Raw genomic sequence first — 21,131 nt, 5'->3', positions numbered from 1 at the left:
TTCAAAATGAAAAAAGTAATTTTATCCTGCGTCTTTCTTTTAAATATGACGATGGCTTTTGCTCAAAAATTTATCTGGGATAAGCACGAATTTGAAGCCGTAAATACCAAAGTAGCAATCGTAAATATGGATGGTATTCAAGTCTTAAAAGTGGAGCGTGATTTAATTGCTTTTCCTTTTGACGAAAAAAACATAGACACTTCAACGGATGGTCCTACATACGTTAAATTAACGAATGTTGCTATGGAGAACGGGACGATTGAAGTTAAAATGTTAAGCCGAATCATGGAAAATTCTCCTTTTCCTGCTGCGCGCGGATTTATTGGCGTAGCATACCGCGTAAATCAAGAGAATAAAAATTTTGATGCCATTTATCTTCGTCCAAGTAATGGGAGAGCCGATGATCAATTGAGGCGCAACCACACCATTCAGTATTTTTCCTATCCGGGAAATACCTTTAGCCGATTGAGAAAAGAAGCGACCGGTTTATATGAAACCTATGCCGATATTGGATTAAACGAATGGATTGATGTGCGTATTGAGTTTCAGGATGAAAAGGCAGTTTTATACATCAATAACCAAAAATCGCCTTCATTTATCGTTACTAAAATGCTGGGTACTTCTAAAACTGGCAGTATTGCACTTTGGGTTGAAATAGGAACAGTAGGATATTTTAAAGATTTGAAAGTAACGAAGAAATGATTGATTCTTAAACCTGATGATTTTTCTAAAATTTTTATATTTTCCACAAATTCGCTGACCAGATTAAATTTGTACTTTTCACCTATTTATCTCAATGCATTTAATTTTTCTCAGATGAACTAGAGCTATCTGTCGATATTCTATAGGAAACTGCCGATTTCGATTTTAGGACTTAATATATTCCGTACATTTATTTTTAAATTGTACCGGATGAAACCTTTTTCAGTTAAAGACATTTCGATTTTTTCAAAAGCTTTACTCTTTCTTGGGTTGCTTATAGTCCAAAGTATGCCATTATACATGAATATTAGTTTTCCAATGGAATTTTGGATCAAACAAATCTTCATGTATGTTTTATGGATTTCCGTATTTTATCTTACCTACAAAATAATCATCCCTACTCTTTTATTTCAAGGCAAGAACGGTTTTTTCTTTATTGCAATATGTATTCTTATAGTATCAGTTTTGTACATTAGTGACACTTTCAACTCACTCATAAACCTTGATGCTATTTTAAATCAGCATTTTAAAATTTCGAAAAAAGATAACTTGCAAGGTGCTTTGATATCAAATTTAAGTGAAATCATAATAACCTTATTAATTGTAGGAGCCAGCACAGTCATAAGTGTTGCCAAAAAACTGCAAGTGGAAACCCAAGTGCGACAAAATCTTGAAAAGGAAAAAGTCACTTCGGAATTATCATTCCTGAAATCTCAAATCAATCCTCACTTTTTTTTCAATATCCTGAACAGTATTTATGCTTTGGCGGGTACCGAAAACCAACCTGCACGAGAAGCTATATATACGTTGTCACACATGATGCGCTATGTACTTTATGATACTAAAAACAACCTGACAACGCTTACTAAAGAAATAGGTTTTGTATCCGATTATCTTAAACTTATGGAATTGAGAATAACAGATAAAGTGCAGGTAATATTTGAAAAACCTACCAATGTAAAGGATGTTGAAGTAGCGCCAATGCTATTTTTACCTTTTATCGAAAATGCCTATAAACATGGAATCAGCGGTATTTATCCAAGCTATATTTACATCGGAATTGAGCAATCCGAACAATTACTGCAAATTGAAGTCCGCAATTCTATATTTGAAAATCAAACCCTAAGCAAAGAAGAAAGCAACGGAATTGGTTTAATCAATACCCGCCGAAGACTCGATTTGATTTATCCGGGCAAGTATGAATTAGTCACTACTGAAGATACCCTTCAAATGGAATACACGGTAATCTTAAAATTACAAATCTCATGATATTAAAATGTATCGCGGTTGATGACGAGCCGCTGGCGTTACAAATTCTAGTTTCTTATATAGAACAAACGCCGTCCTTATTATTAGTAGGACAGTTTTCGAATGCCATCGAAGCATTAAAAGCAATCCATGAACAAGATATTGACCTGATTTTTCTTGATATTCGAATGCCGGACATAAACGGAATTGAACTGGCAAAAATTGTCGAACAATACCGTGTAAAAGGGAATTTAAGAATCATATTTACAACGGCTTTTGACCAGTATGCGCTTGATGGCTACAAGGTAGATGCGCTTGATTATCTCCTTAAACCTTTTAGTTTTGTTGATTTCAGCAAATCCGTTGCAAAGGCGCTGGGTTATTTTGAGCTCATCCGAAACCCGGAACAGGAAATACAAAAACTGAGTCCGCCAATTCCCGAAACTGAAGTAGCGTATATTTATCTGAAATTTGAATACCAACTCGTTAGAATCGCAGTCGATGATATCATTTATGTAGAAAGCATGAAAGATTATGTAAAAGTATTCCGCCTAAGCGAAGACAAGCCTTTATTGTCACTGACAAGTATGAAATCACTGGAAGAAAAGCTTCCTGAAAATAAATTTATGCGCATTCACAGGTCTTATATTGTGTCATTGGATAAAATAAAATCTGCTACAAAAAACTCCGTCCAAATTGACAAAATCACCATTGCTGTCACTGACCAATACAAAGATAATTTTATGAAATTTTTCCAAGACTGGGCTTAAAAATTTGAATTGTAAAAATTCCGTCGACGTTCTCCGCCTCTCTGTCGAATGTGCTGGTATATGTTCCCCTTAAGATGTTGCTTTGTACCGTAATCCAAACGAATTTATTGAAATAATTCTAGTGGATTTGGAACTTAAAATATCTTGAAATGAAAAAAATCATCCTTATTACCGTAATGCTTTTTGCTGTTTTATCTGTAAAATCTCAAAATTTTACTGGAACGAATAGTTTAAAAGGAAAAATTTCTGGTACCGTAATCGATTCGATAACTCAGGCACCGGTAGATTATGCTTCGGTAAGCCTTTTCAAAATTAACTCAACGAAACCTGTAACAGGCGTTTTGACCGATGCTACCGGAAATTTCAAATTGAGTGAAGTTGAAGCTGGAACTTATACTGTGACCATTTCGTTTATTGGCTACAATGACAAAACTATTACATCCATAATTACAACAGATGCAAAACTGGATCTTGAGATTGGGAAAGTAATTCTAAGTCCGGAAACAAACACATTGAAAGAAGTTGTCGTGGTTGGAAAAACGCAACAAGTAACAAACAAGATTGATAAAATTGTTTACAACGTAGAAAAAGATTTGACGGCAGGTGGCGGTAATGCTACAGATGTTTTGCAAAAAGTTCCTATGGTAAATGTAGATATTGACGGCAATGTATCCATTCGTGGAGATGCAAATGTACGTGTCCTTATCAACGGAAAACCATCGGGAGCAACTTCTGCCAACCTTGCGGATGTTTTGAAAACAATACCGGCTGACCAAATCAAAAATATCGAAGTGGTTACTTCGCCATCTGCAAAATACGATGCCGAAGGATCTGCCGGAATCATAAACATTATCACCAAACAAAAAAGTGTTTCAGGAGTAAGTGGCTCCGTAAGTGGTGGTATTGGCACGAGACAAAATAACCTTAATGCCAATATTAATTATAATAAAAATCGTTTCAGCCTTTCGGCGAATGTTGGATTCAACAATGGCTGGCCACAAGAATCCGATTCTGAATCCAATCAAATTTTGAACAACAGCACCGCCAATAGTTTACAAACGACCAAAGGTACTAATGAAGTGCAACGTAGTGGCGTAGTAGCATCTGTAACGGCAGGATATGATTTTAATGCTTTCAACAGTTTAAGCACAACCTTTAGATATAATGACGGAGGATTTGAACGAACAGGTACGAATGAAAATCAGTTTACTGATTATATGAATCCTTCAAATAGTACTGTTTATACGGGACAAAGCAGCGCAAAAAACTCTTTTGGAGGATTTGACTGGAACCTGAATTATGCCCATAAATTTACAAAGGAAGGACACGAACTTACCTTTTCATCACAATGGAGTCACAATATAGTAGAAACCAATTACCAAAATATCTACTCTGGTTTTTATACCAATCAAAAAGCAAATAATGACGGAAATAATGATGAATACACGCTTCAATTGGATTATACCTTGCCGGTAACTGAAAAATTCAAACTGGAAGCTGGAGGTAAAACAATCATCAGAAAGATTTCTAGTGATTTTCAAAATTATGTTCCTGATGCACAAAATGCATTTGTGTTTGACCCAATCAATTCTAATTTATACAATTACGATCAGGATGTTGCGTCACTTTATACTGTAGGAACGGTTACTTTGCCCAAAGGTTTTACTGTAATGGCAGGTGCGCGCTTTGAAAACACAGCTATCAAAGGTGATCCTACAAATGCATTGCAAACTGATTTAAGTCCATTCAAAATTGACTACGGGACATTTATCCCAAGTTTTACCGTACAGAAAGCATTATCAGAATCGTCATCTTTAAAATTAACGTACAGCAAACGTATTTCGAGACCAAGCTTTACGTACCTCAACCCATTTATCAATAAATCAAATATTCAAGCACAAACTCAAGGAAATCCAACCCTTGATCCTGAAGTGTCACAAACCGTAGAATTTGGATATTCTACATTTTCGCAAAAGCGTACTCTGAATATTTCGGCCTATTATAGATATACATCAGACTTAATCGAAGGTATTGCCACACCTTTATCAGATGAGACAGGAACAATCACTAATTATCAAAACATTGGAAACAATAAATCGTTTGGAATGAGTTTTTTCGGTTCTGTAAATCCGTTTAAGATATTAACCTTGCGTGGAAACTTTAATGCCTTTACCTACAAACCAGATCCATCCGGGGCATACAATCTGGAACAATCCACAAATGGCACATCCATACAATATTCTGCGTTCGTGAGTGGGACACTTCAATTTAAAAATGATATTTCTGCGGAAGCGTTTGTAATCCAAAATTCGTCTAAGAAAACACTGCAAGGCACCAGTCCAGCTTTTAATTTAATGGTTTTTGGAGTCAAAAAGCAATTATGGAAAAAAACAGTATCCTTTGGATTGAACATGGTATCGCCATTCAAAAAGGATTTAGAATTTAAACAGAATTCAAGCGGACAAGGCTTCAGCCAAAGCAGTACTTTTAAATTTCCTATTCGTTCTTTTGGAGTTACATTCAGTTATAATTTTGGCTCAATGAATTTCACTGGCGCTAAAAAGAAAGGGGTTAATAATGATGACCTTAAAGAAGGAGATCAAAACAATCAAGGTGGTATGCCTGCCATAAAATAAGACTGTAGAAATAGAATACTATTCCAAAAGGTTTCAAGATACTCTCTTGAAACCTTTTTTTATGCAGAGCTATTCAAACAAATAAAAAGAGTTATTTTTCTTTTATGTTTTTAAAATTTCGATATTTACCTTATTAAAAATAAATTAATGATGATACGAAGAAGATTTATTGGTTCCGCAGCTTTATTTGGAGTTGCAGGTATTATGGGCTTTGCAATGCGTCCAAAGAAAAAATTCTTGTTGCACCATGTCTTTTTTTGGTTAAAGAACCCACAATCAGAAGCTGATAGACAGCAATTGATTACTGGTTTGAAAACTTTAGCAGGAATTCCAACGATTCGTCAAATTCATGTGGGCGTTTTAGCTTCGACCGAGAAACGAGAGGTTGTAGACACTTCTTGGGATGTTTCAGAGCTGATGTTTTTTGATGATGAGGCCGGACAAAAAATATATCAGGACCATCCTATTCATCAGGATTTTATAAAGAACTGTTCTCATTTATGGGAAAAAGTCGTGGTTTATGATGCTATAGATGTATAAATATTGAAGGTGTTGGCTGTTGCCAACACAAGAAAAACAAAACTAAAAAGGGTTTCAAGAAATAAATCTTGAAACCCTTTTTTATGCGCACTACTTTAGTTTAGACAACTACGGAATTAATCGATCCCTACGAAGCTGTTCAAACAAATCGTAAAAGGAATCTTCCGTTCTTTGAAAAACAGGAAATCCGAGTGCACGACTTTTAGACATATCCGTCATGACTTCAATTGGTCGCCCTAAGTCAAGATCAGTATGCCACGCAGAAGCCAATTTATTTAAATCAGACTCTTCAAGAGCATATTGAACAGCAATGTTTTTCCAAACCGGAGCTTCCTGTTTCATTTGTTCTTCAAGTGGATGAATTGTGCCGTCAAACCCTATTGCTTCAATCCCGAATGATGCCGCTAATTTTTTCCAAAGCCATTTCCAACGAAAAAAGTCTCCATTTACCACATTGAATGCTTCGTTACGAGCTGCTTCTGTAGTGGAAGCCCATATTAAATGTTCTGCCAATACTCTGGCATCCGTAACATCTGAAAGTCCATTCCATTGTGCTGCTGAACCCGGCCACTGAAATGGCTTTCCTGTTTCTTTACAAATGCTGGCATATACAGCTAACGTAGTGCCCAGATTCATTAAGTTGCCTACCGCTTTTCCTATAACCGTATGCGGTCGGTGGATGCTCCATGTAAAACCATCTCGCGCAGCAGCGGCATACACCTCATCTTCTTGGGCATAATAAAAATTTTCTAAATCAAGACGGGGTTGTTCTTCCCTAAGTGGTGTTTCAGGCAAAAATCCTTCTTTGGCGTAAGCCTCAAACGGCCCAAGATAATGTTTCAGTCCCGTAACAAGCGCTACGTGTTGCACTGAATTTTTAGGAGATAATGCTTCAAGAAGATTTCTGACCATTAAGCTGTTCACGCGTATGTTTTCGGCTTCAGAGTCCTGACGCATCCAACTTGTAATGTAAATGTGTGTGGGAGAAATATCTTTTAAAGCTATTTTTAAATTCTCCAAATCCAAAAGATCTGCAGCAACTGGCTGAAGGTTTTCTATGTCTTTTCTTGGGTTTCTGGCTAAACCGAAAGTCGTCCAGCCTTTGGCAATAAGTTTTTCTGCGAGATTGCTACCCGTTATTCCGGTCGCTCCAACTACTAACGCTATATTTTCCATAATTCTATTTTAAAATTTTATGAAGTACAAAATTCGAAAACATTCTATGGATTATAAAGGACATACCTCACAGAAAATTTGTGACCTATATCACATCAATGCGACAAACGACTCAATGTTTCTCTTGAAATACCAAGATAAGATGCTATCAAAGTTTTAGGAATGCGGTGAATCAAATCTGGATATAACTGGATAAATTGCGTGTATCGTTCCTCTGAATTCTTGCTCATTAGTGATAGAATTCGGTTTTGAAGCGCAATATTACCAGCGGTCATTTTTTGCAAAAAGAAGAATTCCATTTTCTGCAACTCGGCACACAGCTTTTCTCTGTTATCAAGAGTAATGTAATAGGTTTGTGCGTCTTCTAAGCAGTCAATATTGAGTGTGGCATTCTGGTTATTATAAAAACCCTGATTATCCGTTATCCACCAATCTTCCATGGCAAATTGCAAAATATGGCTTTTACCTGATTTGTCTATATAAAAAGATTTCAACAGCCCTTTTACAACAAAATGAACATACGGAACAGGATTTTCCTGCTGAACAATGTATTGATGTTTTTTATACTTACCAACAGAAAAGTGAGAGAGCACCAATTGAAATTCATCATCTGTTAATGGTACAATTTTCTCAATTTGTCTTCTTAAAATTTCTTCCATACCGCCTTTTGTTATTACACGGATAAAAATACGATTAAAAAAGAATGATTAAAAGACTTCCATTTAATTCGGCATAATTCGAAAACCATCAGATTTCATTAAAAAGTAAAATCTACCGTTAAAAGGTTTGTTTTTAATGAGTTCTAAAAAATTTTATACTGTTTTAAATATTCTTTGTGTTTTAACGACGCATTATTTTTTTATATTTGGAAATGGTTTTTTAAGTTGTTTTTCTAAAAAGCAGTTTTGAAAAGAGAATATCAATTTTATAAATAAATTTTAAGGTAAAAGAATGAAACAAAACAATCTCTCCGTTTGGTCTGCTATTTTATTGTGTTCAATAAGTTTGCTGTCCTATTCCCAGAAAATAGAAAATCAAAATACGCTGACAGAAGAAGAAAGCAAAGAGGGTTGGGCACTGCTTTTTGACGGAAAAACAACCAAAGGATGGCACCTTTACAATGAAGGAAATATCCAATCGGCTTGGTCAGCTGCAGGAGGAGAATTGGTATGTGACCCAAATACAGAAAAAGTTGTTCGTGGAGATCTGGTTTCAGATAAAGCATATGATAATTATGATTTGACTTTTGAGTGGAAGATTACCAAAGGTGGAAATAGCGGTGTATTTATCAATGTTCAGGAAGCGGTCGAATTTCCTACAGCCTGGACAACTGGTCCTGAATACCAACTATTGGATAATGCAAATGCCTCAAGCCATAATTTGAAAGATGGAAAGCGCTTATCCGGTTGTATTTATAGTTTGTCTCCATTAAAAAATAAAGTACAGTCAAAAAAATTTGGTGAATGGAATACTTCTCGAATCCTTCAACAAAATGGCCAAATTACATTTTGGTTAAATGGTGTTTTAACGGGTCAGGAAGATATGAAGAGCAGTCGTTGGAAGGAGTTAGTTGCAGAAAGTAATTTGGGAAAATTCCCGTCTTTTGGAAAAGCAACTAGCGGTAAAATTGCATTTCAGGATTGGGCAAATGGAGTATCTTTAAGAAATATCAAAATAAAAGAGTTGAATTAAGCATTCATAATTCATAGAAAATAATACGTAAAAGACTATCGGTACTGATGGTCTTTTTTGTTTTTGTCTCATAATCAAAATGCCTTTTACTTATTATAACCATCGTAAAACCTATATTTTGAGTTAGTTATAGCTGTATTTTAACAATGTTTTTTTATATCATTGTGTTGATGTGACACATTATTTATTATATTTGAAATCGTTTTCGTAAATTTAACGGAAACATAAAAGGGTGTCGATTACAATTTTGCCTTTTAAAAACAAGATTAAAAAATATAAACCACTATAATTTAGCTATTTAATTACCAAAAATAAGAACCAAGATATGAAAAAAAGAATTGTATTACCTGCGTTACTTTTACTTGTTGGAACGCAAACGTATGCCCAAAAAAAATGGACAGAAACGCCTAAAGACTCCCATAACATTGTTCAAAACCAAGGAGGACAAACATTAGGATATTCTCCAAAATCAGGAATTAAAATCATACAAGCAGACGGCTTGGCTTTTAAAGACCTCAACAAAAATGGGAAGTTAGATATTTATGAAGATTGGAGAAAACCGGTAGCGGAACGTGCCAAAGATCTTGCCTCTAAAATGACGGTAGAGCAAATGGCCGGATTAATGTTGTATAGCAGGCATCAAGCTATTCCAGCTCAGGAAGCAGGAATGTTTACCGGAACCTATAATGAAAAACCATTTTCTAAAAGTGGTGCAAAGTCATCTGATTTGTCTGATCAGCAAATTGCATTTTTAACCAAAGACAATTTACGCCATGTACTAATGACATCTGTTGAAAGTCCAATAGTTGCAGCAACATGGAATAATAATATACAAGCATTAGTCGAAGGTATTGGAATGGGAATTCCTTCCAACAACAGTTCTGACCCAAGAAATGGAGCTAATAAAGATGCCGAATACAATGCAGGTTCCGGTGGAGCTATATCACAATGGCCTGAAGAATTAGGATTAGCTGCTACTTTTGATGCCGCTATCACGGAACAATTTGGTGCAATTGCTGCCAAAGAATACAGAGCCATGGGAATCACCACAGCGCTATCGCCACAGATTGATTTGGCAACAGAACCAAGGTGGAATCGTTTTGTGGGTACTTTTGGCGAAGACCCGAAACTTGCGACTGATATGGCAAGAGCATATGTAGACGGATTTCAAACATCTCCAAAATCGATTAATGCATATGAAGGATGGGGAAATCAAAGTGTCAACGCGATGATTAAGCACTGGCCAAGTGGTGGTCCGGAAGAAGGAGGTCGTGATGGACATTTTGCTTATGGAAAATTTGCAGTATATCCGGGAAATAATTTCGAAACCCATTTAAAACCCTTTACAGATGGTGCTTTTCAGTTAAAAGGAGCTACTAAAAAAGCCTCCGCAGTGATGCCGTATTACACTATTTCGTATGGTCAGGATAAAAAATACGGTGAGAATGTGGGTAACGGATTCAGTAAATACATTATTACAGATTTGTTAAGAGACAAATACGGGTATGATGGAGTCGTTTGTACCGATTGGTTAATTACTGCAGATGAAGGCGCTAAGCCAGATATCTTTTCAGGGAAATCTTGGGGTGTTGAAAAATTAAGTGTTGCCGAAAGACATTATAAAGTCCTAATGGCGGGTGTAGATCAATTTGGCGGAAATAACGATATTAATCCAGTGCTGGAAGCATATCAAATGGGTATAAAAGAACACGGAGAATCATTTATGCGCAAGCGTTTTGAGCAATCAGCAGTTCGTTTGCTTTTGAATATTTTCAGAGTGGGATTGTTCGAAAACTCCTATTTAGATCCTAACGAGACCAAAGCTATTGTGGGAAAACCTAATTTTATGAAAGCAGGATATGACGCGCAATTGAAGTCTGTTGTGATGATTAAAAACCAAAACAAAACGTTGCCAATTGCAAAAGGTAAGACAGTTTATATCCCAAAAAGAGTTACTCCGGCAGGAATCAACTTTTTTGGACAACCATCACCAGAAAAAATTGAATATCCGGTTAATCTAGAATTAATTAAAAAATATTATACGGTAACCGATGACCCAAATAAAGCGGATTTTGCTATCGTATTTATCAAAAGCCCGATAAGTGGCGGATACAGCAGAGCCGATAGAGAAGCTGGTGGAAATGGATATGTGCCCATTAGTTTGCAATTAAAAGATTATACCGCAGTTGATGCCAGAGCACAAAGTATTGCTGCCGGAGATCCTGTGATTGACCCAACGATTACCAACCGTTCGTATTTGAATAAAACGTCAAAATCAAATTCGTACCCAGATTTAAACACAATTCTAGAAACGAAGAAAGCGATGAATGGAAAACCGGTATTGGTGTCTGTGAATATTTCTAATCCGATGGTTTTTGGAGAATTTGAAAAAGAAGTCGATGCAATCGTGGGAGAATTTGGCGTACAAGTAGAAGCTTTATTGGATATTGTTTCGGGTAAAACAGAACCTTCCGGATTGTTGCCTTTACAAATGCCGTTGAATATGACTACCGTTGAAAAACAAATGGAAGACGTTCCTCACGACATGATACCCTATAAAGATGCTACTGGAAATGTGTATGATTTTGGTTTTGGATTAAACTGGAAAGGGGTAATCAAAGATGCCAGAACTGCAAAATACAGCGTCAAGAAATAAACAAATTATATTTAAACCACCTAGCTATTTAGGTGGTTTTTTTATGTCCAATTCCAAATTTGAATTTGAATTCTGACGATAAAAAAGAGATCCAATCGCTTTGTTTTGTTAATTCTACGCAAAATTAAAGACTTATTTGTCTTTTTAAATCCGCTTTTACTACCTTTAAAAAAGATTTCTTTCTTTAAAAGATTAAAAATTATACCCATGAAAAAAATAATAATAGTCTCCCTCTCGATTCTTTCATTTCTCTCTTTCAGTTGCGAAGCACAAGTAAAGTCAAATGATATTTCTATAAAAGACGAGGTAAAAAATTATACCATTGAAACCCTAGCTTCAGATATTGCAATTCCGTGGGGAATGACTTGGTTGCCAGACGGAACAATGTTAGTTACTGAAAAAAGTGGTATTATGTATCATATCAAAAACGGTATAAAAACCGAAATCAAAAATGTTCCCAAAGTATATTCTCGTGGACAAGGCGGATTGTTAGATATCGTTTTACATCCTGATTATGCTAAAAATGGTTGGATTTATATGACGTATGCTTCCGATGAAGGTGAAGGTACCGGCGGTAACACTAAACTTATTCGAGCAAAATTATTGGACGGAAGTCTGACACAAATCGAATCGCTTTACAAAGCCACTCCCAACACTACAAAAGGACAGCATTTTGGTTCCCGAATTGTATTTGACAACGATGGTTATTTGTATTTCTCTGTTGGTGAGCGTGGCGAACATTTCGTAAATCCGCAAGACATTAAACGCGATGGTGGAAAAATATACCGTTTAAATGACGACGGAAGCATTCCTAAAGACAATCCGTTTGTCGGTCAGGCCGGAGCCAAAGAAGCTATTTACACCTACGGGAATCGCAACCCGCAAGGAATGGCAAAAAACCCCGTAACAGGAGCAATTTGGGCACATGAACACGGTCCTCAAGGTGGCGATGAAATCAACATCATAAAAAAAGGAGTCAATTACGGATGGCCTGTTGTTACTTATGGAATCGATTATGACGGAACAACCATTAGTAAAGAAAACGAAAAACCAGGCATTGAAAAACCCATTTATTATTGGTTGCCTTCTATCGCTCCAAGCGGAATGACTTTTGTGACCGGTGATAAATATCCAGACTGGAAAGGACATTTGTTGGTTGGTTCTTTAAAATTCCAATATCTTGAATTGCTAAAATTGAAAGGCAATGAAGTTATAGGCAGACAAAAAATTGCAACCGATATTGGTCGTGTGCGTAATGTAGTGCAAGGCCCGGATGGCTATATTTATATGGGCGTTGAAGGAAAAGGAATACTCAAAATTATACCGAATTAAATTATGTTGACAACGAAATTATTTTTAGGATTTGGAATATTTATATTGGGAAGCTTCTCTTTTGAAAACCCATTTTCCCCAGACAACTATATTGACTTGAATACCGAAACCACAGTGGTTTCAAAATTTCAGTCACCCGGAAAAGAAATTTATGCTGATTTTTGCATGCAATGTCATGGTGTAAATGGAAAAGGAGATACTAAAAACTTCCCTCCTCTTGACGGTTCTGACTGGTTGAAAACCAAGAGAAATCAAAGTATTGCTGCTGTAAAATTTGGACAAAGTGGCGAAATTGTTGTCAATAAAATCAAGTACAATAGTAGCATGCCAGCCATGGGACTTACGGATCAGGAAGTTGCTGATGTGATGAATTACATCATGACTTCTTGGAGCAATAAACAAACCAAAATCGTTACTGAGAAAGAAGTCGCAGCCATTAAAAAATAAAATTCAGGCTTAGGATTTCTATCTAAAAAACATACGATACCGAAAAACCACCATAAAAATTTACGGGATTTCCGGGGTAAAAATAACGTGGAGCAGCATTTCCAAAACCAACTGCGTTAGGCAAAATATTAGCCGCATATTTGGTATCCAATGCGTTATTGACTCCGGCATTCAGCTCTGTTTTTAGGATTTTAAGAATCGTAAAAACATACGTCGTTTTAATATCGAGCAACGAATAACGGTCGCTGTATTTTGTATTGGAATCATTTAACGGAATTTTACCCATCGTTCGGAAAGACGTGTTTACACTAAATCCGTTTTTGGTATTTAAATCCACTCCAAAATTAAATTGCTTTTCGGGAACGCCCGTGAGTTGGTTTCCCGAATAATCAGCATCACCATCCAAGAATTCTTTGAATTTAAAATTATTCACCGATCCTGAAAAATAAGGTGTGATTTGAAGTTGGGTCAATTTCAAAAGGGTATAATTAACCAAGAATTCTAAACCCGTATGCGAACTGCTGCCCGCATTAATCCCTACAAATTGATCATCAGCAGTGCGTCGTGCCACTAATAAATTTTTAATTCGTGTAGTATAAAAAGTTACTTCGGTGTATACTTTGTTTTTCAGCCAATTTGCTTTGAAACCCAATTCATAATTCCAGCCGATTTCTGGTTTCAAATCGGTGTTTATTTGACCTTCGGGAGTCAATGTTTCTGCAACTGATGGAACCGAAAATCCTTTGCTGACGGATGTAAATATGTTTTTTCCATTGCTTATTTTATACGAGAAACCAACTCTTGGTGACCAAACATTTCCAAAAGTAAACGGCATCTTTTGACCGCCAGAATTATTTTCGAAAACATCTTCTAACGAATATTTGGTTGTGTTTAGTGCCACACCGGTTTCCAGATGCAGTTTTTCTGAAATCCACAGTTCCATTTGTAAAAAGTAGTTGGTGTAATTCCTATTTTGTTTGATGGCGCTAAACTCGTCGCCTTTTATACTGCCCTGCCCCGGTTGCGATTGGTACAAATTTTCAAAAAGCGAATACTCATACTTTTCCGTTAATAATTCGGTTCCCAAACTCAGTTCAAACGGCAAAGAAAACAATCGGTCTTTATAATTTACATTGGAACGAAAACCTGCTGCACTTGTTTTTTCATCCAAAATATCAAACGGTCTGGGTTCGTAAGCGTCTTTAAAATTAGAAAAAACACTGGTTTGCATGGACCATTTCTGAGAAAACTGATTCTCGTACCCCAATCCAAGCATGAATTTATCATACGACTCAAAACCTTGTGCCGCAGCCCAAGTAGCGGCTGCTTTTTCAGGATTGTTTTTTAAATCCGTCTCATTGATAGAACTTGGAATAAAAGCTTTCAATCGGGTGAACGTTCCCAAAAATGACAAACTGCCCTTGGAACCCATTTTTTGTTTGGCGTGCAAGTTAAATGATTTTCTATTGTAGGAACTATTGGCTCTAAATCCATCACTTTGTAAGTCTGTAAAACTCGTAAATACATTCGTTTTGGAATCGCTGTATCCTGCCGAAAGTCGTTGTTGTAATAACCCAAAACTTCCAAAAGTGACCGTTGATTTTCCAAACGACTCCAGCAAAGGCGTCTCTCTTGAAAACAGCTGAATCACTCCGCCCAAACCGGAACCAAAACTGGTGGAATTTGGTCCTTTTATAATTTCTATTTTTTCGATGGAAGCCAAATCGATATCGTCAATCGTGGTTTCGCCTTCACCGGAACTCAATGGAATCCCATCAAAATAAGCTTTTATTTTATTGGTTCCGTATTGAGATCGTGCGCCAATACCACGAATCGTAATCCTGTTTGTATTCAAAGCACCTTGTTGCATGGTAACGCCAGGAATTTTATTTAAAACCGGAGTCAGTATAATTCCGTCGCTTTTATTGATGTCAGCAGAAGTAATCACTGAAACGGAGGAAGCAACATTTTGAAGCACATTTTTGATAGGCGAACCTTTCAAAGTGATTTCTGAAAGTGCAATAGTATCTTTTTTTATTTGTCCAAAAATAGCAGTGGCACTGCATAAAAAAAGAAGAAAAGAAAGGAAATTTTTGAACAATTGTTTGGTATTTAGATGAGTAAAAACTTTTATAAAGTTAGCCTTTTCTTTGTATTTCCCAAAAGCTATTCTGAAATTGTAATAAAGGCAAACTGTCTTTTTATTAAAATTGACAGTCGAACAATTAACTGAAGTACATTCCGTTTGAATATTAAATTAGAAGAAACTTAAAGTTCGAATTTAGGCAGTTTGAAAAAAATTAAAATCCGTGAATTATATAAAAAATAGCCGCCTGAAACACTATTATAATTGATATCACACTTCTAAAATACTTTATCTTTACATTGAAAATAAATAGAATTAATTTATGAAAAAATCAGCTATTGCATTTATTACACTTCCATTACTGCTTTTAAATATTTCTTGTGAAAAAGGAAAAGCGGCTGATGCTGTAAATGGTACAGAGAAATCAGATACTGTAAAAACAGATACCACAGAAAAAACAACAACCCTTACCATTGATACTGTTGACTTTAACAAAAGAATGGTAGCCTTAAGCAATAATGATACTACTGGCAGATGGCCTGTAAAAGCGCCCTATCCTTTACCCGGTGCATTATTACCGTACAATAGAATTATTGCCTATTACGGGAATTTATATTCTACAAGAATGGGAATTTTGGGTGAGCTTCCTCGAAAAGAAATGTTAGCAAAACTACAAGGAGAAGTAGCCAAATGGCAAGCAGCTGACTCTACTGTGAAAGCAATTCCCGCTTTACATTACATCGCCGTTACCGCTCAAGGCGCTCCGGGAAAAAATAATATGCACCGCATGCGAATGCCTTTTAAACAAATAGACACAATTATAAGTTGGGCTAAACCAATTAATGCTTTGGTATTTTTAGATGTACAAGTAGGACACAGTACCGTTAAGGCCGAAGTAGAACAACTGGAACAATATCTTGCTTTGCCAAATGTTCATCTAGGAATTGATCCTGAATTTTCGATGAAAAACGGAGAGCGTCCAGGTTCTAAAATCGGACATTTTAATGCCGAAGATATTAACGATGCAATTGATATTTTGGCAAATATTGTGCGCAAAAATAAGTTGACTCCAAAAGTATTGGTAATACACCGTTTTACTCAAGGAATGGTCAAAAATTATAAAGCAATTAAAACGGTTCCTGAAGTTCAAATCGTAATGGATATGGATGGTTTTGGTAGTAAAATATTAAAAAAATCTACTTACCTAAGTTATATTTATAGAGAGCCTGTGCAATTTACCGGTTTTAAATTGTTCTATAAAAATGACAACAAAAAAGATTGGAAAATGTACAGCCCGGAAGAATTGGTAAAATTCACTCCAAAACCAATTTACATTCAGTACCAATAATTACTATTTGATTTATGAAAAATATTCTATGCCTTATTTTTGGTGGATTTATAGTATTGGTCGGCTGTCAATCAGAACCTCGTAAAATAGTTCCAGAAGTTCCACTTATTACAGTGCCCGTAAAAAAAGTCGTGACCAAAAAAGTCATGGCTGACGCCGCTACCATTATTTCGAAAAAAGAAGTTCCCATTTTATGCTATCATAACATTAAAGACTTTAGCAGCAGCGCAAGTGGAAACATAAAAGTGTACACCGTAAAACCTCCCGCTTTTGCAGCACAAATGAAAGCGTTAGCCGATGCCGGTTACGAAACTATTTTGCCGGAACAATTGTATGACTATTTAGTCTATGATGGTCCATTACCTGCAAAACCTATTATGATAACCTTTGATGATACCAGAGGAGAACAATTTAGCATTGGCGCAGCCGAAATGAAAAAATACGGTTTCAAAGGCGTGTTTTTTGTCATGACCGTATCTATTAACCGTCCTGGATATATGAGCAAAGAGCAAATTAAAAGCTTGTCCGACGACGGACATGTTGTAGGCGCTCATACTTGGGATCATCATATGGTCACAAAATACACCGGAGATGACTGGAATACACAATTGGTAAAACCAAAAGCAAAACTGGAAGATATCATAGGAAAACCGGTTAAGGATTTTGCCTATCCGTTTGGTTTATGGAATACAGCCGCAATTCCTGAAATAAAAAAGAGCGATTATAAAATGGCCTATATATTGTCTACCAAAAGGGATTCTGTAGATCCCTTGTACACCATCAGACGCATCATCGTTTCTGGAACTTGGTCTACTGAAGGAATGATCAACTCTATAAATTCTTCCTTTAATAAAACAGAATAATTGATAAACCAATCCTATTTTAAAATCAAAAGACATTGGTTTCCTTAAATTAAGTTGGTTGATAAAACTCACCAAACAGCCTTTACCCTTTATTTCTAAGTCTTTATAACTAGAAATACCCTCCATAAAAAAAGCACTATTATATTCGAATATAATAGTGCTTTTTCTTTATGGTAGAATAACCGTTTTATCTTGGTGACAACCAACCTTCAGGATTATTGTAAGTTGTATTTTGAAGGATTAAAAATTTAATTACCGTTTTTCCTGTCTCGCCATTGGTTCTTACTTTTCCAAGACTTTGTTTTATACTCACTTTATCGCCTTTACTAACATTCACAGAACTCAAATTTTGATAAACCGTAAAATAATCCCCGTGTTGTATCATTACCGCTTTGTTTACAGGAGATAAAACAATAACGCTCGTTACTTCTCCGCCAAAAACGGCTCTTGCATTTGCGCCACGATCTGTGGTGATTTCAACACCGCTATTGTGAACCGTTATGGTATTGAATAATGGATGCGTCTGATTACCATAACCCAGAGATATAAACCCTTTCTCTACAGGATAAGGCAATCTTCCTCTATTGGCTCTAAAATTATCTGCAATTATTTTAGATTCTGGTGTTAATTCTATTTTTGATGAAGAAACAGCAGCTTTTGAAACTGGAGCACTTGGATTAGCTTTTGCTTTTTCTAAGGCCGCTTTTCTATTTGCAGCCGCAATAGCTTCTCGTATTAATTTATTAATTTGCCTGTCAATTGCTCTGTATTCCTGTTGTCTTTTTCTAATTTCTTGGGAAATCTTATTCTTATCTTTTTTGATAACACTTACCAACTTCAATTGCTCTTTTTTCTCTTTTTCAAGTGATAATCGTTCTTTTTCGTTCTCGGCAATGAGTTTTTGTTTGGCCTTTTTCTGAACATTTAATTTCTCGTTGTAATCCGTAAGTTGGTTGGATTTTGATTTTATTTCCTCACCCTGCATTTTTCTGAAACTAGTGTATTGTTTCATATACTGCGCTCTTTTATACGCTTGCAAAAAATTCTCTGAAGACAATAAAAACATGGCACGACTTTCTTCGGAACGGCTTTTATATGATTTCACAATCATTTCAGCATAATCTTCCTTAAGTACAGCCAATTCCTTTTTTAGCTTATTAATTTGCACTTGATTGATATACATATCATTTCCAAGCAATTTAGTTTGCTTTTCGGTCGTGTTTATTAATTTTTCTTTAAGCTTTATTTTAGTGCTTTGAATGACTACTACATTAACCGCAGATTTTTCTTTTTTCTTAACGGTTTGTAACAACCTTTCATTTTCTCTAATTTCTTTTTGAATTTGAGCTTTACGCTCTTCTAATTTTTCTTGTTGGGATTCCTGACTCCATAGTAATGAAGTCATACAGATAAAGATTAGGCTAAGGAGAAATTTTGGCATACTAAAAAAATATTTTTGCTAATTTACTTAATTATAATTCTTTTGTACCCATTTGGAACACTATATGGAAAAGAAAGTTCTTCATTGAAGGTTACCGTGTTGTAATCCAGATTAATTTCGGTATTGCCTTTCTTTTGAAAAGTATTAATCAGAACACTTGTAGGCAACGTTGCCTCGTTGTAAACTTTATTGTCAGCATAAGCCACTTTTATCATTCGTTCTTCGGCAGTTTGCGTGATTTCTTGTTTTTGAACCAAAAACTTATCGGCATCCAAAAAGAATGATTTTTTCGTATTTGCATTCGAAGTATCATCTAATCGATACGTTTGTTCCAATAATGATTCCAGATATTTCCCTTTCGTCAAATCATCAATCGCTTGTCCCAATAACATATTTTGAATTTTATTGTAATCTAAATCAGTTCCCAGCCATTGACTTAAACTGCTAAAATCACCTTCAAAATAACTACCGTTTATCTTTTCATAATAGTTCACTGACTTTGGTGTAATCAATGCTTTCGCCATTGTGATTCCAAGAAAACGGATGCTTACCAAAATTTGTTCGTCTTTCTTAATCCTAATTTCGGCTGTAACATTCTGCGTTTGTTTGTTGTCAGCATAACGTGCGCTTGACTTAATATATAATGTAGAAAATTGATTTTTATTGTTGTAATAATTTTCTATGATTTTTTTGGACGTCATATTACTCGCCTCCGTTGTTGGTGCATTACTGGCCGCAACTGCAATGGCTTTCGATTTACACGAAACCATAAAAAGAGCTAATACTACTACTATTGCTATTTTTTTCATTATTTTTTTTCTTTTAATAATTGATTGGCTTTGGAAAAATACTGTTCTTTTTTCTTAAAATCTCCTAACCCGTTGTATGCTTCTCCCAACTGAATGTTGAAATTTATTTCTAATGCTCTGTCTTCAACCAAATAATCCAAGCCCATTTCCAGCATATCCTTTGCTTTTTTAAATTGTTGCAATTGATTATTCGCCATACCTGAATAGTAATAAAACTGGGGCTGTGTTGGAAAAGTATCCACCATTGCCGACGCTTTTTTGACTACCAATTCAAATTGTTTTGTCTCTGTATATGTTTGAAGCAAAAGCAAATTGGTTTCGATATCATCTCCTGAACCGTTTTTTAATGCTTGTTCATAATACTTAATCGCTTTTGCCCATTGCTTTTTCGCATGGTAAAACTTTCCTATTTCCTTAGCTACATTAACTTCTTTGTCATTATCGAAATACGAAATCGCTTTTTCTAAATCAGTTGTGTATTGAGGATTTTTATCTACAAAAATCAAAAACTCATTTAATATTCTGTGCTTTATTTTGGCATCTATTTTGGCACTGGCCAAAACCACATTCATGGCGTTTATTGCTTTTGGTCCGTCATTACTATCCAAATAATTTTTGAATAGCGTTACTTGAGCCCATTCGGAATTTGGCAACGCTTTTTCGAGTTTTTTGACAATTTCAAAAGCTTTTACTTCTTCATTATTTTTAGAATACAAAAAAATCAAACTGATATAATTAGACTCTTCTTTTGGGTTCTTTTCAATTTGCTCTAACAAATTTGAAGCTTCCATATTCTGAAATTTCCCTTCCGATAAAATCTGGTTTTTGTATAAATCCCTTCTGTCCGTTTTTCCAAATGTTTCGTTTAACTCATGAATTAAATCCAACGCTTTGTCAAACTGTTTGGTTCCCATATAAAGTGATGTCAAATCTTCTTTATAATTCTCGTCAAATTCTATCAGTTTATTGATAACCACTATTGCCTGGTTATAGTTGCTGGTTTCATAACTCACATCATACATTCCCACCCAAAACCATTTGTTTTTTGGATCAATTTGTGTGGCTTTTTCAAATGAAGTATAGGCGCTCTTATATTCCTTTAATGCTAAATAATTTTTTCCTAATTCATGATATACAGCTGCATCATTTGGGTTAATCTTGATACATTTATCCAAAGCCACTACTGCTTTATCATAATTTTCGATTCCTTTTTGAAGCAATGATTCATAAAAAAATTCCTGAAACTGATCTGCATCGAGCTTAATTTCTTCAGGTTCCGTTTGTGCCAATAGCAAAGCTGAATTGCATTGCAAAACCAGAAATAAAAGTATTAAAGCGCTTTTTTTCATTCTGTTGTTTTATTCCTGAATTGTTTTAAATCATAC

At 35.5% G+C, this 21,131-nt stretch carries 17 protein-coding genes; 11 read left to right on the top strand and 6 right to left on the bottom strand.

All coding sequences use genetic code 11. The features are described 5' to 3' along the window. Positions 1–6: 6 nt before the first annotated feature. The 5 genes from QLS97_RS02580 (at position 7) to QLS97_RS02560 (ending at position 5,896) form a co-directional block, all read left to right on the top strand. Positions 7–702 carry a LamG domain-containing protein gene (locus QLS97_RS02580; RefSeq protein WP_282714111.1) on the top strand — a complete coding sequence of 232 codons (696 nt, stop codon included), beginning with the start codon at positions 7–9 and terminating at the stop codon, positions 700–702. Between the two features lie 210 nt (positions 703–912). Continuing rightward, the gene (locus QLS97_RS02575) at positions 913–1,971 is read left to right on the top strand and encodes a sensor histidine kinase (RefSeq protein WP_282714110.1); all 1,059 of its coding nucleotides are present in this window, start codon (positions 913–915) and stop codon (positions 1,969–1,971) included. Then, positions 1,968–2,720 carry a LytR/AlgR family response regulator transcription factor gene (locus QLS97_RS02570; protein WP_282714109.1) on the top strand — a complete coding sequence of 251 codons (753 nt, stop codon included), beginning with the start codon at positions 1,968–1,970 and terminating at the stop codon, positions 2,718–2,720. The genes QLS97_RS02575 and QLS97_RS02570 overlap by 4 nt, the downstream gene beginning before the upstream one ends. A gap of 149 nt (positions 2,721–2,869) precedes the next feature. Further along, positions 2,870–5,356, top strand: a complete 2,487-nt coding sequence (locus QLS97_RS02565) for a TonB-dependent receptor (RefSeq protein ID WP_282714108.1) — start codon at positions 2,870–2,872, stop codon at positions 5,354–5,356. Positions 5,357–5,503: 147 nt separating this feature from the next. Next, a complete protein-coding gene (locus QLS97_RS02560) occupies positions 5,504–5,896 on the top strand; it encodes a Dabb family protein (RefSeq protein ID WP_199074759.1) in 393 nt (130 codons plus the stop codon). Between the two features lie 108 nt (positions 5,897–6,004). On the opposite strand, the gene QLS97_RS02555 is transcribed toward QLS97_RS02560, so the two are convergent. Next, the gene (locus QLS97_RS02555) at positions 6,005–7,072 is read right to left on the bottom strand and encodes an SDR family oxidoreductase (protein ID WP_282714107.1); all 1,068 of its coding nucleotides are present in this window, start codon (positions 7,070–7,072) and stop codon (positions 6,005–6,007) included. A 95-nt stretch (positions 7,073–7,167) separates the two neighbouring features. After that, entirely contained in the window at positions 7,168–7,731 is a 564-nt protein-coding gene (locus QLS97_RS02550; protein ID WP_121343095.1) for a Crp/Fnr family transcriptional regulator, read from the bottom strand. Positions 7,732–8,023: 292 nt separating this feature from the next. Here QLS97_RS02550 and QLS97_RS02545 point away from each other — a divergent pair, with 292 nt between their 5' ends. The 4 genes from QLS97_RS02545 (at position 8,024) to QLS97_RS02530 (ending at position 13,199) form a co-directional block, all read left to right on the top strand. Then, positions 8,024–8,764 (top strand): 3-keto-disaccharide hydrolase, encoded by a 741-nt coding sequence (locus tag QLS97_RS02545; protein WP_282714106.1) that lies wholly within the window; start codon positions 8,024–8,026, stop codon positions 8,762–8,764. 325 nt (positions 8,765–9,089) lie between these two features. After that, complete coding sequence (locus QLS97_RS02540) at positions 9,090–11,420, top strand: glycoside hydrolase family 3 protein (protein ID WP_282714105.1); 2,331 nt, start codon at positions 9,090–9,092, stop codon at positions 11,418–11,420. A gap of 207 nt (positions 11,421–11,627) precedes the next feature. Beyond that, complete coding sequence (locus QLS97_RS02535; protein WP_282714104.1) at positions 11,628–12,752, top strand: PQQ-dependent sugar dehydrogenase; 1,125 nt, start codon at positions 11,628–11,630, stop codon at positions 12,750–12,752. 3 nt (positions 12,753–12,755) lie between these two features. Next, on the top strand, positions 12,756–13,199 hold the full coding sequence (locus tag QLS97_RS02530) for a c-type cytochrome (RefSeq protein ID WP_282714103.1): 444 nt from the start codon (positions 12,756–12,758) through the stop codon (positions 13,197–13,199). Between the two features lie 22 nt (positions 13,200–13,221). Here QLS97_RS02530 and QLS97_RS02525 read toward each other — a convergent pair whose 3' ends face one another. After that, complete coding sequence (locus QLS97_RS02525; RefSeq protein WP_282714102.1) at positions 13,222–15,300, bottom strand: TonB-dependent receptor family protein; 2,079 nt, start codon at positions 15,298–15,300, stop codon at positions 13,222–13,224. 307 nt (positions 15,301–15,607) lie between these two features. Between QLS97_RS02525 and QLS97_RS02520 the strand changes: the two genes are divergently transcribed. Then, on the top strand, positions 15,608–16,633 hold the full coding sequence (locus QLS97_RS02520; protein ID WP_282714101.1) for a hypothetical protein: 1,026 nt from the start codon (positions 15,608–15,610) through the stop codon (positions 16,631–16,633). Between the two features lie 14 nt (positions 16,634–16,647). Next, the gene (locus QLS97_RS02515; RefSeq protein WP_282714100.1) at positions 16,648–17,496 is read left to right on the top strand and encodes a polysaccharide deacetylase family protein; all 849 of its coding nucleotides are present in this window, start codon (positions 16,648–16,650) and stop codon (positions 17,494–17,496) included. A gap of 187 nt (positions 17,497–17,683) precedes the next feature. On the opposite strand, the gene QLS97_RS02510 is transcribed toward QLS97_RS02515, so the two are convergent. From QLS97_RS02510 to QLS97_RS02500, 3 genes are read right to left on the bottom strand one after another with little or no spacing between them, the layout of a single operon-like run. Further along, the gene (locus tag QLS97_RS02510) at positions 17,684–18,901 is read right to left on the bottom strand and encodes a murein hydrolase activator EnvC family protein (protein WP_282714099.1); all 1,218 of its coding nucleotides are present in this window, start codon (positions 18,899–18,901) and stop codon (positions 17,684–17,686) included. A gap of 59 nt (positions 18,902–18,960) precedes the next feature. Further along, complete coding sequence (lolB1, locus tag QLS97_RS02505; RefSeq protein ID WP_282714098.1) at positions 18,961–19,746, bottom strand: lipoprotein insertase outer membrane protein LolB1; 786 nt, start codon at positions 19,744–19,746, stop codon at positions 18,961–18,963. Next, complete coding sequence (locus tag QLS97_RS02500; RefSeq protein WP_282714097.1) at positions 19,746–21,095, bottom strand: tetratricopeptide repeat protein; 1,350 nt, start codon at positions 21,093–21,095, stop codon at positions 19,746–19,748. The genes lolB1 and QLS97_RS02500 overlap by 1 nt, the downstream gene beginning before the upstream one ends. Positions 21,096–21,131 lie beyond the last annotated feature (36 nt).

This window comes from Flavobacterium yafengii, from assembly GCF_030010375.1.
GTDB classification, from domain to species: Bacteria; Bacteroidota; Bacteroidia; order Flavobacteriales; family Flavobacteriaceae; genus Flavobacterium; species Flavobacterium yafengii.
This window is presented reverse-complemented; position numbering and strand designations above follow the sequence as displayed.